This window comes from Mycobacterium leprae TN (genome assembly GCF_000195855.1).
Classification (GTDB): domain Bacteria; phylum Actinomycetota; class Actinomycetes; order Mycobacteriales; family Mycobacteriaceae; genus Mycobacterium; species Mycobacterium leprae.
In genome coordinates this window covers 72863-93744 of sequence record NC_002677.1, presented here as the reverse complement: position 1 = coordinate 93744, position 20882 = coordinate 72863, and the positions used below count along the sequence as shown (strand labels likewise).

Sequence of the window (20882 nt, the reverse complement as noted above, 5' to 3'; positions counted from 1 at the left end):
CCGCGCCTAGGTCCACCGAAAATCCGCGGATCCATTATCTCACAGTGCATCGGTGTCTGGGCTGATTTTTCAAGCCGTGCCCAAGGCATTATGATCGCGATCATCACAGTTAGTTGTGACCCATCTCACTGTGCAGTGGTGAGTGTGCTAACGAAGGGCGTCTGATGGCCATATCCTCTTTCGGTCCGGGTTCGACGGCCCCGTCGAATTCTTATTCTGGCTCGCCTGCGTGGAACCACTCCTACAGCGTCGCTGCACTACGAGCAGGGCTCATTGCCCTGGCACTGCTGGCAGTTCTCGCCCTCATCGTTTTGTCTTGAATTTGCCCCACCAGATATTCGAAGTATCTACCCTCAGCAGTAGTTCTTGCGGTGCGCGCGATCATGGCGCAGCGTTGATTATGCTAGTCGCTGCGCGGATCAACCGTGCGAGTGAGCGTCAGACGATCACCAATCAATCAAAGGAAGGAACGTCGTGGCTGAATACACCCTGCCCGATTTGGACTGGGACTACGCAGCGCTGGAACCACATATCTCTGGTGAGATCAACGAGATCCACCACACCAAGCACCACGCCGCATATGTCAAAGGTGTCAATGACGCGCTTGCCAAACTTGACGAGGCACGCGCCAAAGACGACCACTCCGCGATTTTTCTGAACGAGAAGAACCTGGCCTTTCATTTGGGCGGCCACGTCAACCACTCCATCTGGTGGAAGAACCTCTCTCCGAACGGTGGCGATAAGCCGACCGGCGGGCTAGCCACTGACATTGATGAAACGTTTGGGTCGTTCGACAAATTCCGCGCTCAATTCAGCGCGGCCGCCAATGGCCTGCAAGGGTCAGGTTGGGCAGTACTCGGCTACGACACGCTCGGCAACAAGCTGCTTACATTCCAGCTGTATGACCAACAGGCCAACGTCTCACTCGGCATCATTCCCTTGTTGCAGGTCGACATGTGGGAACATGCTTTTTACCTGCAATACAAAAACGTCAAGGCGGATTACGTCAAAGCGTTTTGGAATGTCGTAAACTGGGCGGATGTGCAGTCACGTTACATGGCTGCAACATCTAAGACGCAGGGACTGATATTCGACTGATTCCATCTTAGTCAGGTTTGGGCGTCGCGCGATTCGCGCGACGCCCTTGCTTTTAGCGGCCCTTTAATTCGGGTACTTGGTAAACGCGGGCACAGGTGGTCGTGTCGAGTTGCACGCCTCTGGGACCGAAGGCATGCTGAATTATTCGAGCCAGTGTGGTTACTCGGACGGAGGATTGAGAAGGTCCAGCGGAGGGCGAGATGGAAACTGGGTCAGGTCTGCCTATCGGAGTTGTCCCTTTCCATGCTCGTGGTGCCTTGAAAGGGTTTGTGATATCGGGGCGATGGCCTGATTCGACGAAAGAGTGGGCCCAGTTATTGATGGTTGCAGTGCGGATCGCTTCACTACCGGGACTACTGTCCACCACAACCGTCTTCGGCGCACGCGAGGAGTTGCCTGACGAACCCGAACCGGGCACCGTCGGCCTGGTGCTGGCCGAAGGCACAGTCTTCGGTGAATCAGCTATCCAGCCAGGATATTTCGCAGATCACCAGCCACCCGCATTGCTGATGCTGCATCCGCCCTCAGAAACAATGCCATCATTGCCGGAATGCACAGGGGCAGCGTCGGGATGTGTGCTGCTGCCGGGCTTGCCGTATTTGGGATTGGAGCACCGAGCGGCTTGGGTGGAGGCAGAAGCTGACGGCACCATCACCTCTATGGTGAGCCGCGTCGGTGTCGATCCAATCAGCCATCCCGATACCGCAATTCTGGCAATGTTGCTTGCCGCATAAAGACATTTAGACGAAATGGTTCGGGCACTGAATCGCGGGGGCCCGAACTCCACCGCCTTCCTAGCGCCCACCGGATTTGCCCACTAGCCTCGGGGTGTTAGCGAAGAAAAGAGTAGCCCAATCGTCGAGTCGACATACCGACAAACAGCCCTTCCGGTGAACCGGTAAATCCGATGCACGAGACCTTCAAACGATGTTCGATGATTAACATGGTTGTTTAAGACGTGCCGAAAAGCCGTGTTTCATGCTCGCCGGAACGCTGTTAAGGCTCGGGGGTAGTTTTCCTCGTCGAATTCAGTGACAGGTCTAAGCTAATCACCATGATTTGCGCGATGCGCTACTAATGGTGGGTGATGCTGACCGGGGTGACGAACCTGCTAGTTCCTAGCGTACGGCTTGTGGCTGCTGGACAGCACGCTGTGGGTGGCGGCCCGGTGGTGATCGGCGTTAACGCGGCTTTAGCGCTGGCAACAGGCAAATGTAGGTATGTCGCACACTCTGCGCTGGCGACAAACAAGAGCAACAATCGCTGGGAGACCACCGGGCGCCGTCTGGATATACCGTCCAGCACGCGAGCCGATCACCAGGCTGTGCCTAACAGTCCCCACAGGGAGTAACGCAGCGGCGGCAAAGTCCCACTAAGCCCAGCCTCCGGGCCGTTCAAAGCCGACTGACAGAGTCTGGGCAGAAAAGGTAATTATAGCAAACTCCCGTTGTCTACTAGTTACCCGGTGTCAGGCATATTCACCCCCACGATCTGCCCAGAGCCCACATCGAGCAAGAAGAAAAGTAAATGTCACTCAAGTTCTCGAGGTAGTTTCTGCAGATAACCTGTGAATTTTGTTCACCTTGCAGACATCTCAACGTCTCAGTTGCTTGCTCTGCAGGGATTGTGTCACTGCCCACTTGAAACACCATTACAGAATCTATTTGGGTTTGCACTTATACTTATTGACAACCGGTCGTTCTTTCAGCTCGTTGGAGGTCATATCGATGAGCACGACATTCGCTGCCCGCCTAAACCGCCTGTTCGACACGGTGTATCCACCCGGGCGCGGGCCGCACACCTCTGCCGAGGTAATCGCAGCGCTCAAGGCGGAGGGCATCACCATGTCGGCTCCTTACCTGTCACAGCTCCGCTCCGGTAATCGCACGAACCCTTCGTCAGCCACGATATCCGCCCTTGCCAACTTCTTCCGCATCAAACCGGCCTATTTCACCAACGACGAGTATTACGAAAAACTCGATCAAGAATTGGCATGGCTGGCCACCATGCGTGATGAAGGCGTGCGCCGGATCGCGATGCGGACCATCGGGTTGTCTGCCCAAGCTCAGCAGGACATCGTGGATCGAGTCGACGAACTACGGCGTGCGGAGCATCTTGACGTGTAGGTCACCTTGGCAGACGGCGCAGCACTCGCCTCCGGTAGCTCACCTAACGGCCTGTTCTTACTTGCTGTCCTTCGTTCCAGCGCGACAGGGCAGCCTGACACCGACTCATTCCGATTAGAATTGGCTACCGATCGCGCACACGCACAGCGATAGTTCACAAGTATACCGGAGAGGCGATGCGGGAATGGGACTGTTCCACAAGCGAAGGAGCCGTGCGATGCGTCGCGCCGAAGCCCGTGCAATTAAGGCCCGCGCCAAACTTGAGGCCCGACTGGCCGCCAAAAACGAAGCTCGCCGTCTGAACAGCGCTCAGCGCGCCACCAACAAGGCCCTCAAAGCCCAATTAAAAGCTAAACGAAACAGCGACCGCGTAGCGCTAAAAGTCGCCGAGACAGAGCTCAAGGCAGCCAAGGAAGGCAAGTTGCTATCGCCAACTAGGATCCGCCGGGTGCTGACGGTGTCTCGGCTGCTGGCTCCAATCGTGGTGCCGTTGATATATCGCGCAGCCATAGCCACCCGCGCGCTAATCGACCAGCGTCGGGCGGATCAGCTCGGCATTCCACTAGCTCAGATCGGCCAGTTCTCCGGACCCAGCGCGCGGCTGTCGGCGCGCATAGCCAGATCCGAGCAATCGGTGCTGCTCGTGCAAGAGAAAAAGCCGAAAGACGCCGAGACCAAGCAGTTCGTCTCCACGATCACCGAACGGCTAATCGATCTTTCAGCTGCTGTCGCCGCCGTGGAGAATATGCCGGCCACGCGTCGCCGGGCAGTGCATTCCACGATCTCATCGCAACTCGACGGCATCGAAGCAGACCTTATGGCACGGCTTGGGGTTGACCTGACCACGTCCATGGCTGACAACCGGTCCGTAGCGGACTCGACACGGAAGGCAGCGACCTAACATGTCCCCCTTGGTACGTATCAACGACGTGGGTCGACCCGTTGCTGCTCACCATGGCGTTCACCACGTCTCTGACTGCACACAAGTAGCGTCCGTGCACACTTGCGAGTCTGATGACAGCGTGTGGTCTATCGTCGACGCAACCAGTGTGAGGCGCGGTTGCCAACGTCAGTGTGCAACAGTGTGGGCCGCCGAACAACAGCTCCCCGGCGCACTACGGGGTGACGTCCTCCGATGGCCAAGTGGTTTCCAAGTAGTGGTCGTTTCGACAGACGGCACCCACCGACACAGCCGCGCCAAAAGCCGCTGCCCTAGACGCAGGCACGGATATCTTGGACTTTACGTTTGGTGTGGTCATCGTAGCGTTCAGCGCTGCGAGGGCACTGTAGGCAGTACGGCGCAGGTCGCGATGGGCCTGATAAAAGATACGCCCAAGCATTTGCTGGCAAGATTGGGTACGTCGAACATTCTGTGACCTGATATGTAACGAAAAAGCTGCAGAGGAGCGGTCGCATGGCAGACCAGCAAAATCCACCTAACAGTGAACCCGACGGAACGTCGACACTGCCGGCTAAGAAAGTACCCGCCAAAGCCGCTAAAGCACCGGCCAAAAAAGCTCCACCTAAAAGCCCTAGTTTCGCATCACCGCAGGCAGCCAACCAATCGCTCGGTCTGCAGCAGCGAATCGAAACTAACGGCCAACTTGATGTTGCTAAAGACGTTGCGGAACAAGCGCAGTCAGCCGTAGAGGGGGCTAGCAATCCGGTCCCCAACGGTGCTGAGGCGCTGGAAGCGAGCAATTCACCGGTAGCACTGGTGATCGCGTTGGCAATCGGTCTACTGGCCCTGCTGCTTATCCACCAACTGCGACGTCGCTGACCGCCTACCGACAGACCAGCAGTGATCGTGTCATTTCGGCCAACCGCCGACCTCGTCGACAGCATCGGGGTCGACGTACGCAGCTGCGATCTTCAGTTTCGCCAGTTCGGCGGCTGCTCGGAGTTCGCCGGCCCGATCAGTACCGTCCGTTGTTTCCAGGACAATGCGCTACTCAAATCGGTACTCTCCCAGACGAGTGCGGGTGGAGTGCTGGTGGTCGACGGCGCCGGTTCCCTGCACACCGCCTTGGTCGGTGACGTGATCGCCGAATTGGCCCACTCCAACGGCTGGGCCGGCCTAATCGTCAATGGTGCAGTGCGAGACGCAGCCGCACTGCGCGGTATCGACATTGGCATCAAGGCGCTAGGCACCAATCCACGCAAAAGTACTAAGATCGGCACCGGGGAACGCCACGTCGAGGTCAACCTGGGTGGTGTGACATTCGTTCCGGGAGAAGTCGTCTACAGTGACGACGACGGCATTGTCGTCGTCTAATTGTAGTGACCCCCGGCTCAGCTACTACGGCTGAATGCTGGCAGCCCGCTTAACCCGCTCCCACCGTACTCGCTATCGCCCTAAACCGTAACGGGAGTAGTCTTTTTGGCAAAAAGGAGACCTTCATCAGCGACCTTGCCGCGGCGGATCAACCGGATGTCGCGCAGGTAGTTCTGGTTTAATCGCCATGGCGTGCGGGAACCCTGCTTGGGTAACGCGTCGAGTGAGCGCAGCACATAACCGGGGGTGAAATCCATGAACGGCCGCTCTTCGACGTCGGAACCCGGATACTCCACTGCCACAGTATCAAAATCGTTGGCGTTCATATAATTTAGCAACCGACAGAAGAATTCTGATACCAGGTCTGCCTTCAATGTCCACGACGCATTAGTGTATCCTACAGTATATATCATATTGGGTAGGCCAGACAGCATCATGCCCTTGTACGACATCGTCTGAGCGAGATCCACCGGCTGTCCATCAACAGTTGCGACAGCACCACCAAACAGTTGCAGGTTCAATCCGGTGGCAGTGACGATAATGTCGGCTCGCAACTCATTCCCCGACTTGAGCCGGATGCCGGTCGAGGTAAACCGGTCAATGGCATCCGTGACCATATCCACTGTACCCTTGCGAATAGCTCGGAACAAGTCACCGTCCGGTACCAGACACAGCCGTTGCTCCCACGGGTTATAATGCGGACCGAAGTGTTTTTGCACATCATAGCCCTTGGGAAGTCGGCGTGCCACGTGGCCCAACAGAATGTTTCGCATCCGCTGCGGCCACTTCTGACAGGCTCCGTACAGAGCCGATTGCCGCAGGATATTCTTCCAGCGGACAGCGGTGTACGCATACTTGTCGGGTAGCCACCGATTGAGCCTGGCGGCAATTTTGTCCTTGGCCGGCTGAGAAACAATGTAGGTGGGGGAGCGCTGCAACATCGTGACGTGCTTGGCACCCGAATTCGCAAGCGCCGGAACCAAAGTGACTGCAGTGGCGCCACTACCTATCACGACGATGTTCTTAGCGGCGTAATCGAGATCCTCTGGCCAGTGCTGCGGATGAATAATCGGACCGGTGAAATCCTCCGAGCCAAGGAAGGTCGGCGCATAGCCCTGCTCATAGTTATAGTAGCCGCTGCACAAAAACAAAAATGAGCAAGAGATCATGCGGGGTGTGCCGTTGTTTTCAACCTGCACGGTCCAGCGATTTTCTATACTCGACCAGTCGGCGCCGGTGACTTTGTGGTTAAGCCGGATGTACTTGTCGATGCCATGCATGACGGCGGTGCTCTTAATGTATTCGAGGATGGGCTTACCATCGGCAATTGCTTGACACTTGGTCCATGGACGAAATCGAAAACCCAGCGTGTACATATCGGAGTCCGAACGAATGCCAGGGTACCGAAACAAATCCCAGGTGCCACCCATGCCGGCCCGCTTTTCCAGGATAACATAGCTCTTGTTCGGACAACGATCCTGCAGGTGCCAGGCTGCGCTCACGCCGGAGATACCGGCGCCCACGATGACAACATCCAGGTACTCGGTCTCAGCCATAACAACCATAATATCAACGCTGTGTCGAAGTCGTCAACGTTGCGTTGAAATTCTCGACGTGGGGTAAGCTACCTATCGTGATAAATTCCACTGCCGGACAAACTTCGCAAAGCCGGAGTCGACGCAGCACACGCCCGTCCGGCGACGACCGTGAACTGGCAATCCTGGCCACCGCTGAGCAACTTCTTGAGGACCGACCGCTTACCGAGATCTCGGTAGATTACTTGGCCAAAAGTGCCGGGATTTCGCGGCCAACTTTCTACTTCTATTTCGCTTCCAAGGAAGCTGTGCTATTGACACTGCTGGACCGCGTGTTCAACAAGGCGAACGCTGCCCTCGAAACCCTCATTAAGAATCGAGATAACAAACGCGGCAATAAGTGGCGCACCGGGATCAACGTATTCTTCGAAACCTTTGGATCCCATAAAGCAGTGACCTGTGCGGGGCAAGTCACCAGAGACAATACCGAGGTTCGGAAATTGTGGTCGACCTTCATGCAGAAGTGGATCTCCTACACCGCCGCTGTGATCGATGCCGAACGCAAACGCGGTGTGGCACCAGACACCCTGCCCGCCACAGAATTGGCCACCGCGCTCAACCTGATGAACGAGCGGGCGCTGTTTGCCTCATTCACCGCCGAACAGCCTCACGTCCCGGAGTCCCGGGTGCTCGACACCCTGGTGCACATCTGGGTGAGCAGTATATACAACGAAATTCGCTAATCCCCCCTCACACCCCATGTGAACACATGTTTCGTGCGGTGTGAAGCATGCATCCTGCATGCGAACCTGGACTTAAATTCCACACGTCCTTCGAACAGCATTGGGTCGGTAACCGAATATCGCCCGCAGAGATCGACGCGGTGGTAGTCACCCCGATAATCGAATCACGGGCAAGATCCTCGCCGCAGGTCACACGGGGCCGGACAGGTGTTGACGATCCGGCCAAAGAGAACGCCCGTGGTCCACAACGCGCAGGGCGACATAACCGAGGAAGTCCAACCATCCGAGCGTGTATGCATCAGTACCAATGCTGAACACACATTCGATGTCCAGCACCAACCGGGGCAGCAGCAGCGTGGTCGTTAAGGCGATCAGGACAGGAGTTGATTTCCACCACGGTTGCCGTGGTCACAGCAGGTTGACGTAGTCGTTGCAAACGGTGAGCACCATGCGGCGGGTCATCAAGACCGGATCCATCGACAGCTTCGAATGGCACGCTGTCAACAACGACATCGAGGCGTTCCAGCAACTCGGGGTCCGAGTCTAATTGTCGTCATCGAGGATGTCGACCTCAATGCCGGCAAGCATCTGCAGCGGCGCGCATTTGTCACGCAGGCCGTCGATTACGTCGAGCTGTTTGCGCAACCACTCCGCCAACAACCCGTTGGCAACGGTGAGTTTGGTTTCGCTTCTCAGCCGCGATATCTTCGATCGGTACCAACTGACTCGACTAGTTCGAATGCAGATACGCATCCCCGCGGCACCCACGGCCAAGATCGTCCATTATAGAACGGAATTCGATCAAAAGGTCGGGTTCACGGGCGACTTATGCTTGGACAATAACCTTTGCGGTTTTGAGTCCAATGCCCAAGCAGCGTCTGCCAGCTGTTTGCCTAAACCGTAACGCTCGCGTGCAGCGTCGTCTAGGTAATTCAAACGATGACGGCGAGGTTACACGCTACGCCATCACACGTCTGGGGTCGTGGCGCATTCAAGCCTAGCCGCCGAGCGGTCACCAGATCCACAACACACAGTGTGTCGCGTCCAGTACGCGATGTCAACAACTACCGGCGGACACATGCGCTTCGCCTTTAAGACCGCGCCGGAACACACCACATGGGCTTTACAGATGCTAGCCTTCTAACAAGCAACTGACGAGATTGAAGCATTGGAGTCCGGGTAGGAACCTTCTACCACTTCTGTCCGATCCTCACCGACAGCGATGAGTCCTGCCTTGACAGCTGAACCACGCTGACCGCGCTTACGCAGGACCACTACCCTGCTGCAACTGGGGTACACTGATGATTGGAATTCACTACCGTCACCGCATGGTGTTAGCCCATATCGCTTGCCGCATTAAACTTAATCTCCAAGCGTACGATTCGGGCTGGAAATCGGCGCCAGCAGGAATGAACAGGAGTCTGACGGATACGGCATCGAGTTTAGGCGGAATAACGGAAACTTCAACCGGTTCAAGAAAGCTTGCCAGGTGCTAACCAACTCCGACAGCAAATACTACCAGTTTGGCGTACACTCGCAACAAGCCCAAAGACTCGTAGTGACCACACTCCCTAATCTGCATCGGCAGCAGCGGAGAGAAACGCACCTTGTGGATCATCGTACGCTATACCCAACACTGGAACTTCGCCGGTGGCCCCACTCGAGGTGTTGGTGCACAAGCGCGACATGCTGGCCGGCCACTTTGTAAACATTGAACGTGATCCACACTAGATCACGCTGTCGACTCACCTTCGACTGGAACCGGAACACAACTACGGGCAAGTCGTCACGCTGCACGGTGACGCCATCTTGGAACCCCTGGCAGAGGCGTTTCGGGACTCGAGTCTGCTCACCTCGATAACAACTTATAAAGTTAAGCAAAAGTCTAGTATACTTGGAGGCCAAACAGCCCTGCGGTGTCAAACCCCGAGTAGCTGCAGCTCTTCGGCGGTGACTAAACGCTCGTGTTTGGCGGGAAACCCGCGGCTCTTGACCGGGTGACGAAGCCATGACCAGGCGATTCTAACCACCCGTGACCAAGGTACTGGTTTGATATGCACAGTTATTACTCCTGCGATCGGCCCATTCAGACGAACTCCACCGGGACCGATTATGTGACGAAGCCTGCAACAGAATGATTAGACACCCGTTATCTGACAAACAACGAAAGACCCGCCGAAGCGATTATATGCCTGTTTCTAGCGTGACTGGTGCGACTACTGAAGTGGTAAAGACGACGGCTTGACGGGTGCCGGCAACGCGGTTGCGCCCATCAAAAATCGATCCACAGCCGCCGCGGCAGCCCGACCCTCAGCAATCGCCCAAACGATCAACGACTGGCCACGTCCCATGTCGCCCGCAACGAAAACACCAGGAACCGAAGTATCAAAGTCGGCGCCACGTGCGACGTTGCCGCGGTCGGTGAACTTCACACCCAGGTCGGTGAGCAGGCCCGGCTTTTCCGGACCAACGAATCCCATCGCCAGCAACACTAGATCGGCCTCGAGCTCGAAAACGGAGTTCTCAACCTTGACAAACCGGCCGTCTTGCATCGTCACTTCATGAGCCTTGAGCGCGTGCACCCGCCCGTTCTTGCCGACGAACTCCTCGGTGTTAACTGAGAACACCCGCTCGCCACCTTCTTCGTGGGCCGGCGATACCCGATACATCAGTGGGTAAGTTGGCCACGGCGTGGATGCAGCGCGGGCATCCGGCGGACGCGGCATTATCTCGAGCTGGTGCACGTGGATCGCACCTTGCCGGTGCACCGCGCCCAAGCAGTCTGCCCCGGTGTCGCCACCACCGATGATGACCACCTTTTTGTCCTTAGCAGTGATAGGCGGCTGCCCGTCGTCTCCGAGGACGTCATCTCCCTCCTGGACACGGTTGACCCAGGGCAGGAACTCCATCGCCTGGTGAACGCCATCTAACTCACGTCCCGGAATGGGCAGTTCGCGCCAAGTGGCCGCGCCGCCGGCCAGCACGACCGCATCAAAATCAGCGCACAGCTGATCGGCAGTGATGTCAACTCCGACGTTGACGCCAGACCGGAATTCGGTGCCTTCAGCCCGCAACTGGTCTAGCCTCCGCTCCAGGAAGCGCTTTTCCATCTTGAATTCCGGGATGCCATACCGCAGCAACCCGCCGATGCGATCGTCGCGTTCGAAGACCGTCACGCGATGACCCGCACGGGTGAGTTGTTGGGCAGCAGCAAGTCCAGCTGGCCCCGAACCCACCACGGCAACCGTCTTACCGGTCAACTGCTGCGGCGGCAGTGGTTGCACCCAACCTTCGTCGAAGGCCTTGTCGATGATCTCTAGCTCGATCTGCTTGATCGTCACCGGATCCTGGTTAATGCCGAGCACACACGCCGACTCGCATGGCGCCGGACATAGCCGGCCAGTGACATCGGGAAAATTGTTTGTGGCGTGCAGACGTTCAACCGCATCGTGCCAACGGCCGCGACGCACCAAGTCATTCCATTCCGGGATCAAATTTCCCAAAGGACACCCATTGTGACAGAAAGGAATACCGCAGTCCATGCAACGGGACGCCTGATTCCGCAAAGTCTCTTTATCGAATTCCTCGTATAATTCCTTCCAGTCACGCAGCCGTAGCGGGACAGGCCGTCGCCTCGGTAATTCTCGCTGTGTGTATTTCAAAAAGCCAGCCGGATCAGCCATGTGCCGGCTCCATTATCACCTTGTTGACATCCACACCGTTGCGTTCAGCTAACGCGATAGCCTGCAACACCCGCTTGTAGTCCTTCGGCATCACCTTGACGAAGTATCGTTGCTGCTCGGACCAGCCAGCCAGTATCCGCTGGCCAACAGCGGAATCAGTAGCGTCGACATGCGCCTGTATCGTAGCATACAGCCAGGCTGCGTCATCGAAGTCAAGGGGCTCGAGTTCAACCATTTCGAAGTTCAGGTTGGCCGGAAGTTCGCCGTCGGAATCGTAAACATAAGCCTCACCGCCGGACATGCCAGCCGCAAAGTTACGGCCGGTGCGGCCAAGGATGACCACCTTACCGCCAGTCATGTACTCGCAACCATGATCACCAACGCCCTCGACTACCGCATGGGCCCCGGAGTTGCGAACCGCGAACCGCTCGCCTACAACCCCGCGCAAATAAACCTCCCCGCTGGTGGCGCCGAACAGAATCACGTTGCCGCCAATAATGTTATCCTCGGCAACGTAGTTCAGCGGCACACTATCGGACGGCCGCACCACAATTCTACCACCAGACAGGCCCTTGCCAACATAGTCGTTGGCATCTCCATAGACACGCAGCGTGATCCCCTTGGGTACAAAGGCGCCAAAGCTGTTGCCCGCGGATCCTTCGAACGTGATATCTATGGTTCCATCCGGAAGTCCTTGGGCACCATAGGCTTTCGTTAGCTCATGGCCGAGCATGGTGCCTACCGTGCGATTGACGTTACCGATGGTAGTGGAGAACCTAACCGGCTTACCGAAATCCAGCGCATCCCTGCTGACAGCTATTAACTGCTGATCGAGCACTTTGTCCAGACCATGATCCTGGCGCGAACTGCAGTACAAATCCTGGTTCATGAATGCTGACTCCGGCTCGTGTAACACGGGTGTCAGATCGATACTATGCGCCTTCCAATGCTCCCGAACCGGAGTCGTGTCCAGCGCACCCACCTGGCCTACCGCCTCATTAAACGTTCGAAAACCCAACTGTGCCATATATTCCCGAACTTCTTCAGCTATAAACATGAAGAAATTCTCGACGAATTCAGGCTTGCCATTGAACCGCTTGCGTAGCAAAGGATTCTGAGTTGCGACGCCAACCGGGCAGGTGTCTAGATGACATACTCGCATCATGATACAGCCAGCGACTACCAGTGGGGCCGTGGCGAAGCCGAATTCCTCAGCGCCTAGCAACGCAGCGATCATCACATCACGACCCGTCTTGAGTTGACCGTCTACCTGGACCACGATTCGGTCGCGTAATCCGTTGAGCAATAATGTCTGCTGGGTCTCGGCCAGCCCCAGCTCCCATGGCGCACCCGAGTGCTTCATCGATGTCAGCGGGGTCGCGCCGGTACCACCGTCGTGCCCCGAGACCAGGACCACGTCGGCATGTGCCTTGGATACCCCCGCAGCCACCGTGCCTACCCCGTTTTCCGAGACAAGCTTGACATGCACCCTCGCCGATGGGTTCGCATTTTTCAGATCGTGGATCAGCTGCGCCAGATCTTCAATAGAGTAAATGTCATGGTGCGGTGGGGGGGAGATCAAGCCAACACCGGGGGTGGAGTTCCGTACCTGAGCAATCCATGGGTACACTTTCCGCCCCGGAAGTTGGCCCCCTTCACCGGGTTTCGCACCCTGTGCCATCTTGATCTGGATGTCAGTACAGTTCGTTAAGTAGTGCGAGGTAACCCCGAACCGCGCAGAAGCGACCTGCTTGATAGCACTGCGTCGCCAATCCCCATTGGGATCGGGCTCAAAGCGGTTGACGTCCTCGCCACCTTCACCACTGTTTGATCGACCACCCAGGCGGTTCATCGCAATGGCAAGGGTCTCGTGCGCCTCAGCGGAAATCGAGCCGTAGCTCATCGCTCCCGTCGAAAAGCGCTTAACGATTTCACTCGCGGGCTCGACTTCATCCAGAGGAACCGGGGTACGCACACCTGAACGGAATTTGAGTAATCCACGCAACGAAGCCATCCGCTCACTCTGGTCATCGACGAGGCGAGTGTACTCCTTGAAGATCTTGTACTGTCCGCTACGCGTAGCGTGCTGCAACTTAAAGACAGTCTCCGGGTTGAACAGATGGTATTCGCCTTCCCTGCGCCACTGGTATTCCCCGCCGACTTCGAGTTCGCGATGGGCACGTTCATCCGGTCGGTCTAAGTAAGCCACCCGATGGCGGACTGCGACTTCAGCAGCAATGTCGTCGAGGGTGATTCCTCCTGTTGGGCAACTCAACCCGCTGAAGTATTCATCCAGCACGTCTTCAGAGATGCCGACTGCCTGGAACAGTTGCGCACCGACGTAAGAGGCTAGTGTCGAAATGCCCATCTTGGACATTATTTTAAGTACACCTTGGCCAGTAGCCTTGATATAGTTATTCAATGCTGTCTTGCGGTCTATCCCATCGATGACACCTCTGTCGAGCATTTCCTCGATCGACTCGAACACCAGGTAGGGGTTGACCGCCGCCGCACCGAAACCGATCAACGCTGCCATGTGGTGGACCTCTCGGGCGTCACCGGATTCCACCACAAGACCCACATGGGTGCGGGTGCGGTCACGCACCAAATGGTGGTGTACCGCCGCAACGGAAAGCAACGACGGAATCGGAGCCATCTGTTCGTCGGAATTGCGGTCGGACAAGATGATTACTCGCGCGCCGCCGACGATAGCCGCCGATGCCTGCGCGCGCACCTCAGTCAGCGCAGCAGCCAACCCGGCGCCGGCGTCGGCAACTGGATACAGACAGCTAACCACTGTAGACCGCATGCCATGCGGGCGTCCATTGACCTCGTCGGCAGGGTCGAGGTTGACCAGCTTGGCCAGCTCGTAATTGCGCAGAATCGGCTGTGGCAACCAAATCTGGTGACAGGAATTCTCGTCTGGGCTGAGCAAGTCGTACTCACCCCCGGTGGTGCCCTGCAAGCTAGTCACCACTTCCTCGCGAATGGCGTCCAGCGGCGGGTTGGTCACCTGAGCGAATAGCTGGTGGAAGTAATCGTAAAGCATCCTGGGCCGCCGGGACAGCACCGCAATCGGGGTATCGGCGCCCATCGACCCAATCGGTTCAGAGCCGGCACGGACCATGGGTGCTACCAGCAGATTGAGTTCCTCGTAAGTGTAGCCGAAGGCCAACTGCCGCATGACAAGTCGATGATGCGGCATCCGCACGTACTTGCCCGCCGGCAACTCATCAATTGGAACCAGACCTTTGTCAAGCCACTCCTGGTAAGGGTGCTCAGCCGCTAGTTTCGCTTTGATCTCTTCGTCAGAGACGATGCGCCCCTGTGCGGTGTCCACTAGGAACATCCGGCCCGGTTGCAGTCGCATCCGGCGGACCACAATCGACGGGTCGAGATCCAACACGCCGGCCTCGGAAGCCATCACCACCAATCCGGCGTCGGTGATCCAGATACGCGACGGGCGCAAGCCATTGCGGTCGAGCACAGCACCCACCACAACACCGTCGGTGAATGTCATCGACGCCGGACCGTCCCACGGCTCCATCAAAGAGGCGTGGTACTGGTAAAAAGCTCGGCGCGCAGGATCCATCGATTCGTGGCGTTCCCAGGCTTCAGGAATCATCATCAGCACCGCGTGGACCAGGCTGCGGCCGCCCAGGTGCAGCAGTTCCAGTGCCTCGTCAAAGCGCGCGGTGTCGGAGGCACCCGGGGTGCAGATCGGGAACAGCTTCTCCATGTCAGCTTTCGACCCAAAGATGTCAGTCTTCATCAACGCCTCACGGGCCCGCATCCAGTTCTCGTTGCCAGTGACGGTATTGATCTCGCCGTTGTGAGCAATGCGCCGGAAAGGATGCGCGAGCGGCCAGGACGGGAAGGTATTGGTGGAGAACCGGGAATGCACGATGCCTAACGCGCTAGTCAGCCGTTCATCTTGCAAGTCCCGGTAGAATGCCTTGAGTTGCGGGGTGGTGAGCATGCCCTTGTAGACGAACGTCTGGCTCGACAGACTTGGGAAGTAGATGGTTTCGCGCCCCGGACCGTCCTGACCGGGGCCTTTGGTGCCGAGTTCATGCTCGGCACGTTTACGGATCACGTAGGCGCGGCGTTCTAACGTCAGACCAGTGGCTCCCGCCATGAACACCTGCCGGAAGGTGGGCATCGCATCACGGGATAACGCACCTAACGACGAAGCGTCGGTGGGCACGTTTCTCCAACCCAGTACATGCAGCCCCTCGGCCACCGCGATTTTCTCCACCGCGGCGCAGGCAGCCGCGGCATCTTTGGACGACTGCGGCAAAAACGCAATGCCGGTAGCGTAGCTACTTGCGGCGGGGAGCTCAAAATCCACGACTGCCCGCAAGAATGCATCTGGGACCTGAATAAGGATGCCTGCGCCGTCACCACTGCGCGGCTCCGCACCCTGCGCACCACGATGCTCGAGGTTAAGCAGCGCGGTGATCGCCTTGTCCACAATGTCGCGGGTACGCCGACCGTACATGTCGACAACCATGGCTACTCCACACGAATCGTGCTCGAACGCGGGGTTATACAGCCCGACGCGCTTGGCCGTCATTCCCTAACCTAACCCTTCACCAGAACATTCTGCGTGGCCTTCTTCAGCGGCTCCGGCGAAGCCCTGCCCCGGAAGTGGCGGACTCGACTCCTTCCGCCTTATCGCTAGCCTGCCTGTAAGGCGGAGATAATTCGATTGGCTATCCGTCCGTGCAACGCTGAACGGTCACCCTGTAACCGGTACCGACAAATCGTAAAATGATTATGACCAAACCCGCTTGACATGCCAACTTTACCTAATACTAGCCTGCCGCCGTACGCCAGTGTAAATTCATCAACTTGCCGATCACCACTGTTGCGGCATGCCGCAACAGTGGTTGGCGATCTGTCCGCGGCTGCCCGAATCACATCTGGTCGATGGGCTACAATACAATCCTTTAAGCAAGTTTGCCACTACACCGATTGAACGCCCACTACCACGATCGCTCGAGCCACAGAACCGGATGAACCGGGCAGCCTTGTCTGGATAAAGACTAGCAGAAATATCACCAGAATCACCCACACCTGCGCTCAGGACATGGCGAATAAGTCGCGGCGATACACTAGGGCATCGGCGCCGATTTTGCACAATACTAAATAAAAATCCAAAATGGCTGCTAAGGCAGTGTCAGCGGCACTACGTCGATCAATGAACCGCCCTGTGACCGATAATGGACAGACACTGGTTGCGCGTCCGGCATCGCTAACTGGGAGCGGAGTTCATCGGTCAGGAGCAGCGCCACAGCCGGTCGGTGGCGCGGGATCGACAGCCTGGTCCGCCTCAGAGAACCATGACACTAGCACGACGAAATTCTTGCGGGATCGTTGGTGGCCCGGCGGGCGCGGCATCCTGATCGCACGACCATCCAGTCCGTAGTCCAGGAGTCCGCAGACTGAATGGCCCCGGTATTTCCGCCGAGACCTTCTGCAAGGACCGCCCCGCCGCGCCACCGGACTGCTCCCCACGCCCGCCTGGTTCGCCGGCAACGCAGCCACCAAGCGCACCGGTGCTTCGTCGGCGAACCAGGCACCAGTCCACGCCGGGTGCTCAACCCTGCCATCGGCCGGGCAACTGCGTGACGACTGAACCGGTATTTCACAATCTCGGTCGTCGACTGCGGTTCAACCATGGACTTCACTGTCACCCCGGGAAATCCTAAGCGATCTGGATACGCTGATCGTGATGACCTAACCGTGAAAGGATGGGGTCTCGACTGCGGGAAGAACGTTGAAGTGGTCTGTTCGATCACGGCCTAAAGAATTTTCTGCAACGCAGGTATAGTGGTTCTCAAAAAAACAAATTGAACACGACAATAGCAGTAACCGGTGCGACTAAAATATAGTAATTAATCCCCTCGTCGCCGAACGTGAACGATGACGTCAAACTGCACCGTACGCGCTATCACCCGAGCACCAAATACCGCCGAGTTTACCGATGGCGTGGAGACGTTGGCCTCAGCTAACGACGCGTTACCGGGAGCGGTGGCTTTCCTCAATTACCATGCTAAGCGAAGACCTGCCCAAACATAGTGACCCAACCAGTACGCGACGAGGTCACCAAGCTGATTACGCTGTCGATTACCAACGCCGCCGATGATTTCTCGCTGCAGCCGTCTCGATTTCGCGGGGACCGCAACAAGGCAGTCGAACATTTGGCCGTCGACTTGAGCCTAGCATTAGTAAGTTTTTGCCACCCACAGTTTTTGCCGCCACCTTCGCCGGCATGCGGACCACGCAGATACGTAGCAATGATGTGGTGGCCGGGCCATCCTGCCCGAGTGCCCAGCGCACCCATCTTTGACAGCGACATATCAGCGATCGCGACACGCTGTTATCTGATGAACTCGTAAGTAAGCAGATCCCGCCGACTGGTCCGCATGCGTTCACTAAAGCGGAATTGCTGAAAGCCTAGAGCAGGATGCCGACATCGTAATCTTGCTACACCGACCGGATGCTTTGATCGCGACACGGAGAAAATACTTGGACGGCCAATCCACACCATCCACACAGTGGATGTCCCGGCACCGCGGCCTGTGCACAAAATAGACCAAGATAGAGAGACGTGGTGACATGTCCAATCCACGTCCACTGCGCTACTTCAAAACCATGAACAAGGTGATTATTGCGGTGCAAAATTCAGGATAGCCACTGGCCCCGCAATGGTGCTGACGGTGCCCGACCATAAGTCGGGCCGGCCTCGCTGAACCCCAATGACCCCATTCGAATTTGCGGGTAGACTTTACGTAGTGGCCGGTTATCCAGGCCCGCCTGAGCGACAAATACCATAGTTGTGGACTACAGGGCATTGGCCAGCGGGTGTCGATTCCCTGGCAGGTCAAGATAGGCTAATTCAGCTCCGAGAAAGCGGACCCAAGGCTCTCGAGAGTTTCCGACCACAGTCCCAGTTGGGGGTTGGATTTGCTAAACATTCAAGAATGGCTCTTGATGGGACCGCCGATAAATTCGAGTCCCCAGCGGGACAGGTCGCCGTATTCCGGTCCGAACCGAATTAAGAGCTACTCCGCCATCGAAGAAAATTACTAACATAAAACAGTGTGAGAAATCAATTGATTTCTCACACTGTTTTATGTTCAAGTGGGCGGGTCCGATTCCGGGTGAACGCACATACGAAGCCTCGTACTGGTTTCCCACCACTACCCCACCGCTGCTTCCCTTGAACTGCAGGTTGTTGACGTGTTTTGCTGTGTTGCGGGGTTTTTGTTGGTGGGTGGCTGACTGCCTGCTTTCGATGAGGCTTCGTGTGCTTTGCCGCAGTGGACACGATTAGCGCGGCGCACGTAAGCATGTCGGTGGTGGATGCTGCTTGGTCTACATGTTGATGATGCCAGGGGCTGGGCACCTGGGCTGTGCTGAAGGCGATATCGATGCAGGCGTGAGTGTGAGGATAGTTGTTAGCGCCGCGGGGTAGGGGCGTTTTAGTGTGCATGTCATGGCCTTGAGGTGTCGGCGTGGTCAATGTGGCCGCACCTGAACAGGCACGTCCCCGTGCACGGTATAACTATTCGCACCTGATGTTATCCCTTGCACCATTTCTGCCGCTGGTATCGGTGTCGGCGGCTTGTTGACCGGCCCTCAGCCAGCAAGCAGGCATGCCGCCGGGTGCAGCAGTATCGTGTTAGTGAACAGTGCATCGATGATCCGGCCGTCGGCGGCACATACGGCAACCTTCTAGCGCAGATCAACCACCCACACCCCACCAGCCCACCACAACACCACCACCACGGAAAATTTCTTCACCTATGACGGATCGGAGACCCTACTTCCGAGTAAGGCGCTGACGTGTAAACTGGTCAAGCTGCCCACACACGATGACCTGCCCACGGAGGGATCGAACAACACTAGCAACTCAGCGGCAAACGAACAGGATCCGGGTTCAGCTCAGGCCAGAGCGGACGGCGCTGCACACCGTAGTGAACTTGACCCGAGCCAGCGCAGCCTTACAGCGGATGGCGTCATAAACGCGGGCACACCCACCACGTTCGAAAGATGCCCGTAGTTAACCTCGCCAAACAAATCGGGGCCACACTTGAAAGAGGTCTCCTTCAGTTGCCCTCCAGGATGATCGGCGTGGATCCACCAGGATGGGCAAAGCCGGCCATCCGCGCAACCTGCGTCGGTCAGATTACCCCGGAATTGATTCAAGGTTCTGGGCGCGGTCCACCCCGTCACCTCGACGAACTGATGCGGCGCAGAGCGATCACGCTAGACGCCACTGACGCAGCGTCTATATGCTACCCCGGCAACGCGACCAATTTTTCGGCCTAACGATACTGCACAAGCAGCCGAGTTCACAGAAGATCTAACCATCCACGCGGAAGCAAAAAATTGTGCTCGCCAACGCCGCCGATACCATCGAAGCGCTGCTTAGCCAGATCAATTGAGACAGACTCCGGGGGCAACATAGGACAGTCAGGGGCTACAGGACTCAGCCGATTGCCGCTCATGCCGACGTCGTCGCGGTGCAAAGGTGCACATGAAAAAGACAGTGCACAGAATCAGCGGGTATGAGGAAAGGCTCAAATGTCTAGAACCGGAATTTACGATTCGACAATTGGTGTTATTTCCCACTTGTTGCTAATTCTTGGAGAGGGCATTCTCGCCCCTAGCGATGTCTTCCACTCCTCTTCATCCATGTTCACATCAATCGACACAGAGATCGGCAAGACTGTTTCCGACTTAGATGGGTTGATGAGTCCGCTGATGCCTATTCCGCTCAAAACCTCGCCAACCAGCTTCACTCGTAAACAATGAGTCAGCTTGACAAATCAACCAACAATTTTGTCTGGAATCAGGCCAAGGATATCTCTACCACGTGCCACGTTCTGAAACCACCTTGAAGTGTATGGTTGAGTGAGCGTAGTGGGCTTGCACCTGGCTGGAAAACCGTCTTTGGCTTATCGGCGATGCAGCTTCCTACGGCGATAACCAGCCCCGCCTACAGCCATTGTGAATGGAGGGAATCGGTGGAGCCATGTTCTATTTTACTATCATGACACTAACCAAGATTACCAATTTGCAAGGAGTGCTCAGCTATTTACCAAAAATGATCGCTAACTTGCCGAATGACTTGATCAACTTGATTCCTGGCTTGATCAACTTGATTCCTGGCTTGATCAACTTGATTCCTGGCTTGATCGACTGGACTGGTGGCTTGATATCCAAAATCCCCGGCATATGGCCGCCAAATTTCAACATTTCCGAAAGGTCAGATTCGATCTCCGAGCTACTCGAATTCATCTGGCACCACTTCCCGAGCTTCCCAGTCTTCCTTAAGTTCGAATTCCCAGGCTCTCTCATTACAGTTTACTTGACTTGCCGAACTTGTCCGAATTATTCAGCAACATGGG

General features: G+C 56.6%; 13 protein-coding genes and 2 pseudogenes. 8 read left to right on the top strand and 7 right to left on the bottom strand.

Annotated features, from left to right (window positions below):
* Positions 1 to 474 precede the first annotated feature (474 nt).
* The 6 genes from ML_RS00350 to rraA all read left to right on the top strand — a co-directional run bounded on the left by ML_RS00350 (position 475) and on the right by rraA (position 5499).
* Entirely contained in the window at positions 475 to 1098 is a 624-nt protein-coding gene (locus tag ML_RS00350) for a superoxide dismutase (RefSeq protein WP_010907505.1), read from the top strand.
* A 200-nt stretch (positions 1099 to 1298) separates the two neighbouring features.
* Complete coding sequence (locus tag ML_RS00345) at positions 1299 to 1832, top strand: hypothetical protein (RefSeq protein WP_010907504.1); 534 nt, start codon at positions 1299 to 1301, stop codon at positions 1830 to 1832.
* 993 nt (positions 1833 to 2825) lie between these two features.
* Positions 2826 to 3224, top strand: coding sequence for a helix-turn-helix domain-containing protein (locus tag ML_RS00330; protein WP_010907502.1), 399 nt, complete (start codon positions 2826 to 2828; stop codon positions 3222 to 3224).
* A gap of 184 nt (positions 3225 to 3408) precedes the next feature.
* Positions 3409 to 4125, top strand: coding sequence for a DUF6474 family protein (locus tag ML_RS00325; protein ID WP_010907501.1), 717 nt, complete (start codon positions 3409 to 3411; stop codon positions 4123 to 4125).
* Between the two features lie 513 nt (positions 4126 to 4638).
* Positions 4639 to 5004: an Rv3852 family protein gene (locus ML_RS00320; protein ID WP_010907500.1), complete on the top strand. Its 366-nt coding sequence runs from the start codon at positions 4639 to 4641 to the stop codon at positions 5002 to 5004.
* 21 nt (positions 5005 to 5025) lie between these two features.
* Positions 5026 to 5499: a ribonuclease E activity regulator RraA gene (gene rraA, locus ML_RS00315; protein WP_010907499.1), complete on the top strand. Its 474-nt coding sequence runs from the start codon at positions 5026 to 5028 to the stop codon at positions 5497 to 5499.
* An 80-nt stretch (positions 5500 to 5579) separates the two neighbouring features.
* On the opposite strand, the gene ML_RS00310 is transcribed toward rraA, so the two are convergent.
* The gene (locus tag ML_RS00310; protein WP_172591897.1) at positions 5580 to 7055 is read right to left on the bottom strand and encodes a flavin-containing monooxygenase; all 1476 of its coding nucleotides are present in this window, start codon (positions 7053 to 7055) and stop codon (positions 5580 to 5582) included.
* 77 nt (positions 7056 to 7132) lie between these two features.
* On the opposite strand from ML_RS00310, the gene ML_RS00305 reads away from it, so the two are divergent.
* Positions 7133 to 7777, top strand: a complete 645-nt coding sequence (locus tag ML_RS00305; RefSeq protein ID WP_010907497.1) for a TetR/AcrR family transcriptional regulator — start codon at positions 7133 to 7135, stop codon at positions 7775 to 7777.
* Positions 7778 to 7941: 164 nt separating this feature from the next.
* On the opposite strand, the pseudogene ML_RS17665 reads toward ML_RS00305, so the two are convergent.
* The 5 genes and pseudogenes from ML_RS17665 to ML_RS00280 form a co-directional block, all read right to left on the bottom strand.
* Positions 7942 to 8768, bottom strand: a pseudogene (locus ML_RS17665) (PHP domain-containing protein).
* A 1225-nt stretch (positions 8769 to 9993) separates the two neighbouring features.
* On the bottom strand, positions 9994 to 11460 hold the full coding sequence (locus ML_RS00295) for a glutamate synthase subunit beta (RefSeq protein WP_010907496.1): 1467 nt from the start codon (positions 11458 to 11460) through the stop codon (positions 9994 to 9996).
* Positions 11453 to 16036 carry a glutamate synthase large subunit gene (gene gltB, locus ML_RS00290; RefSeq protein WP_010907495.1) on the bottom strand — a complete coding sequence of 1528 codons (4584 nt, stop codon included), beginning with the start codon at positions 16034 to 16036 and terminating at the stop codon, positions 11453 to 11455. Before gltB ends, ML_RS00295 begins: the two co-directional genes overlap by 8 nt.
* Positions 16037 to 17360: 1324 nt before the next feature.
* Positions 17361 to 17510, bottom strand: a complete 150-nt coding sequence (locus ML_RS00285) for a hypothetical protein (RefSeq protein WP_156511857.1) — start codon at positions 17508 to 17510, stop codon at positions 17361 to 17363.
* Positions 17511 to 17518: 8 nt separating this feature from the next.
* Positions 17519 to 17824 carry a hypothetical protein gene (locus tag ML_RS00280; RefSeq protein WP_041322268.1) on the bottom strand — a complete coding sequence of 102 codons (306 nt, stop codon included), beginning with the start codon at positions 17822 to 17824 and terminating at the stop codon, positions 17519 to 17521.
* 260 nt (positions 17825 to 18084) lie between these two features.
* Here ML_RS00280 and ML_RS14590 point away from each other — a divergent pair.
* A pseudogene (locus ML_RS14590) lies at positions 18085 to 18527 on the top strand (deazaflavin-dependent nitroreductase).
* A gap of 2038 nt (positions 18528 to 20565) precedes the next feature.
* Here ML_RS14590 and ML_RS00270 read toward each other — a convergent pair.
* The gene (locus ML_RS00270; protein WP_119607858.1) at positions 20566 to 20772 is read right to left on the bottom strand and encodes a hypothetical protein; all 207 of its coding nucleotides are present in this window, start codon (positions 20770 to 20772) and stop codon (positions 20566 to 20568) included.
* Between the last annotated feature and the right edge of the window lie 110 nt (positions 20773 to 20882).

Bases quoted from the DNA above. Each gene is read 5' to 3' on its own strand.
- ML_RS00330 (WP_010907502.1), top strand. From the start codon at position 2,826: ATGAGCACGACATTCGCTGCCCGCCTAAACCGCCTGTTCGACACGGTG.
- ML_RS00270 (WP_119607858.1), bottom strand. From the start codon at position 20,772: ATGAATTCGAGTAGCTCGGAGATCGAATCTGACCTTTCGGAAATGTTG.
- ML_RS00325 (WP_010907501.1), top strand. From the start codon at position 3,409: ATGGGACTGTTCCACAAGCGAAGGAGCCGTGCGATGCGTCGCGCCGAA.
- ML_RS00295 (WP_010907496.1), bottom strand. From the start codon at position 11,460: ATGGCTGATCCGGCTGGCTTTTTGAAATACACACAGCGAGAATTACCG.
- ML_RS00280 (WP_041322268.1), bottom strand. From the start codon at position 17,824: ATGTCGCTGTCAAAGATGGGTGCGCTGGGCACTCGGGCAGGATGGCCC.
- ML_RS00320 (WP_010907500.1), top strand. From the start codon at position 4,639: ATGGCAGACCAGCAAAATCCACCTAACAGTGAACCCGACGGAACGTCG.
- gltB (WP_010907495.1), bottom strand. From the start codon at position 16,036: ATGACGGCCAAGCGCGTCGGGCTGTATAACCCCGCGTTCGAGCACGAT.
- ML_RS00345 (WP_010907504.1), top strand. From the start codon at position 1,299: ATGGAAACTGGGTCAGGTCTGCCTATCGGAGTTGTCCCTTTCCATGCT.
- ML_RS00310 (WP_172591897.1), bottom strand. From the start codon at position 7,055: ATGGCTGAGACCGAGTACCTGGATGTTGTCATCGTGGGCGCCGGTATC.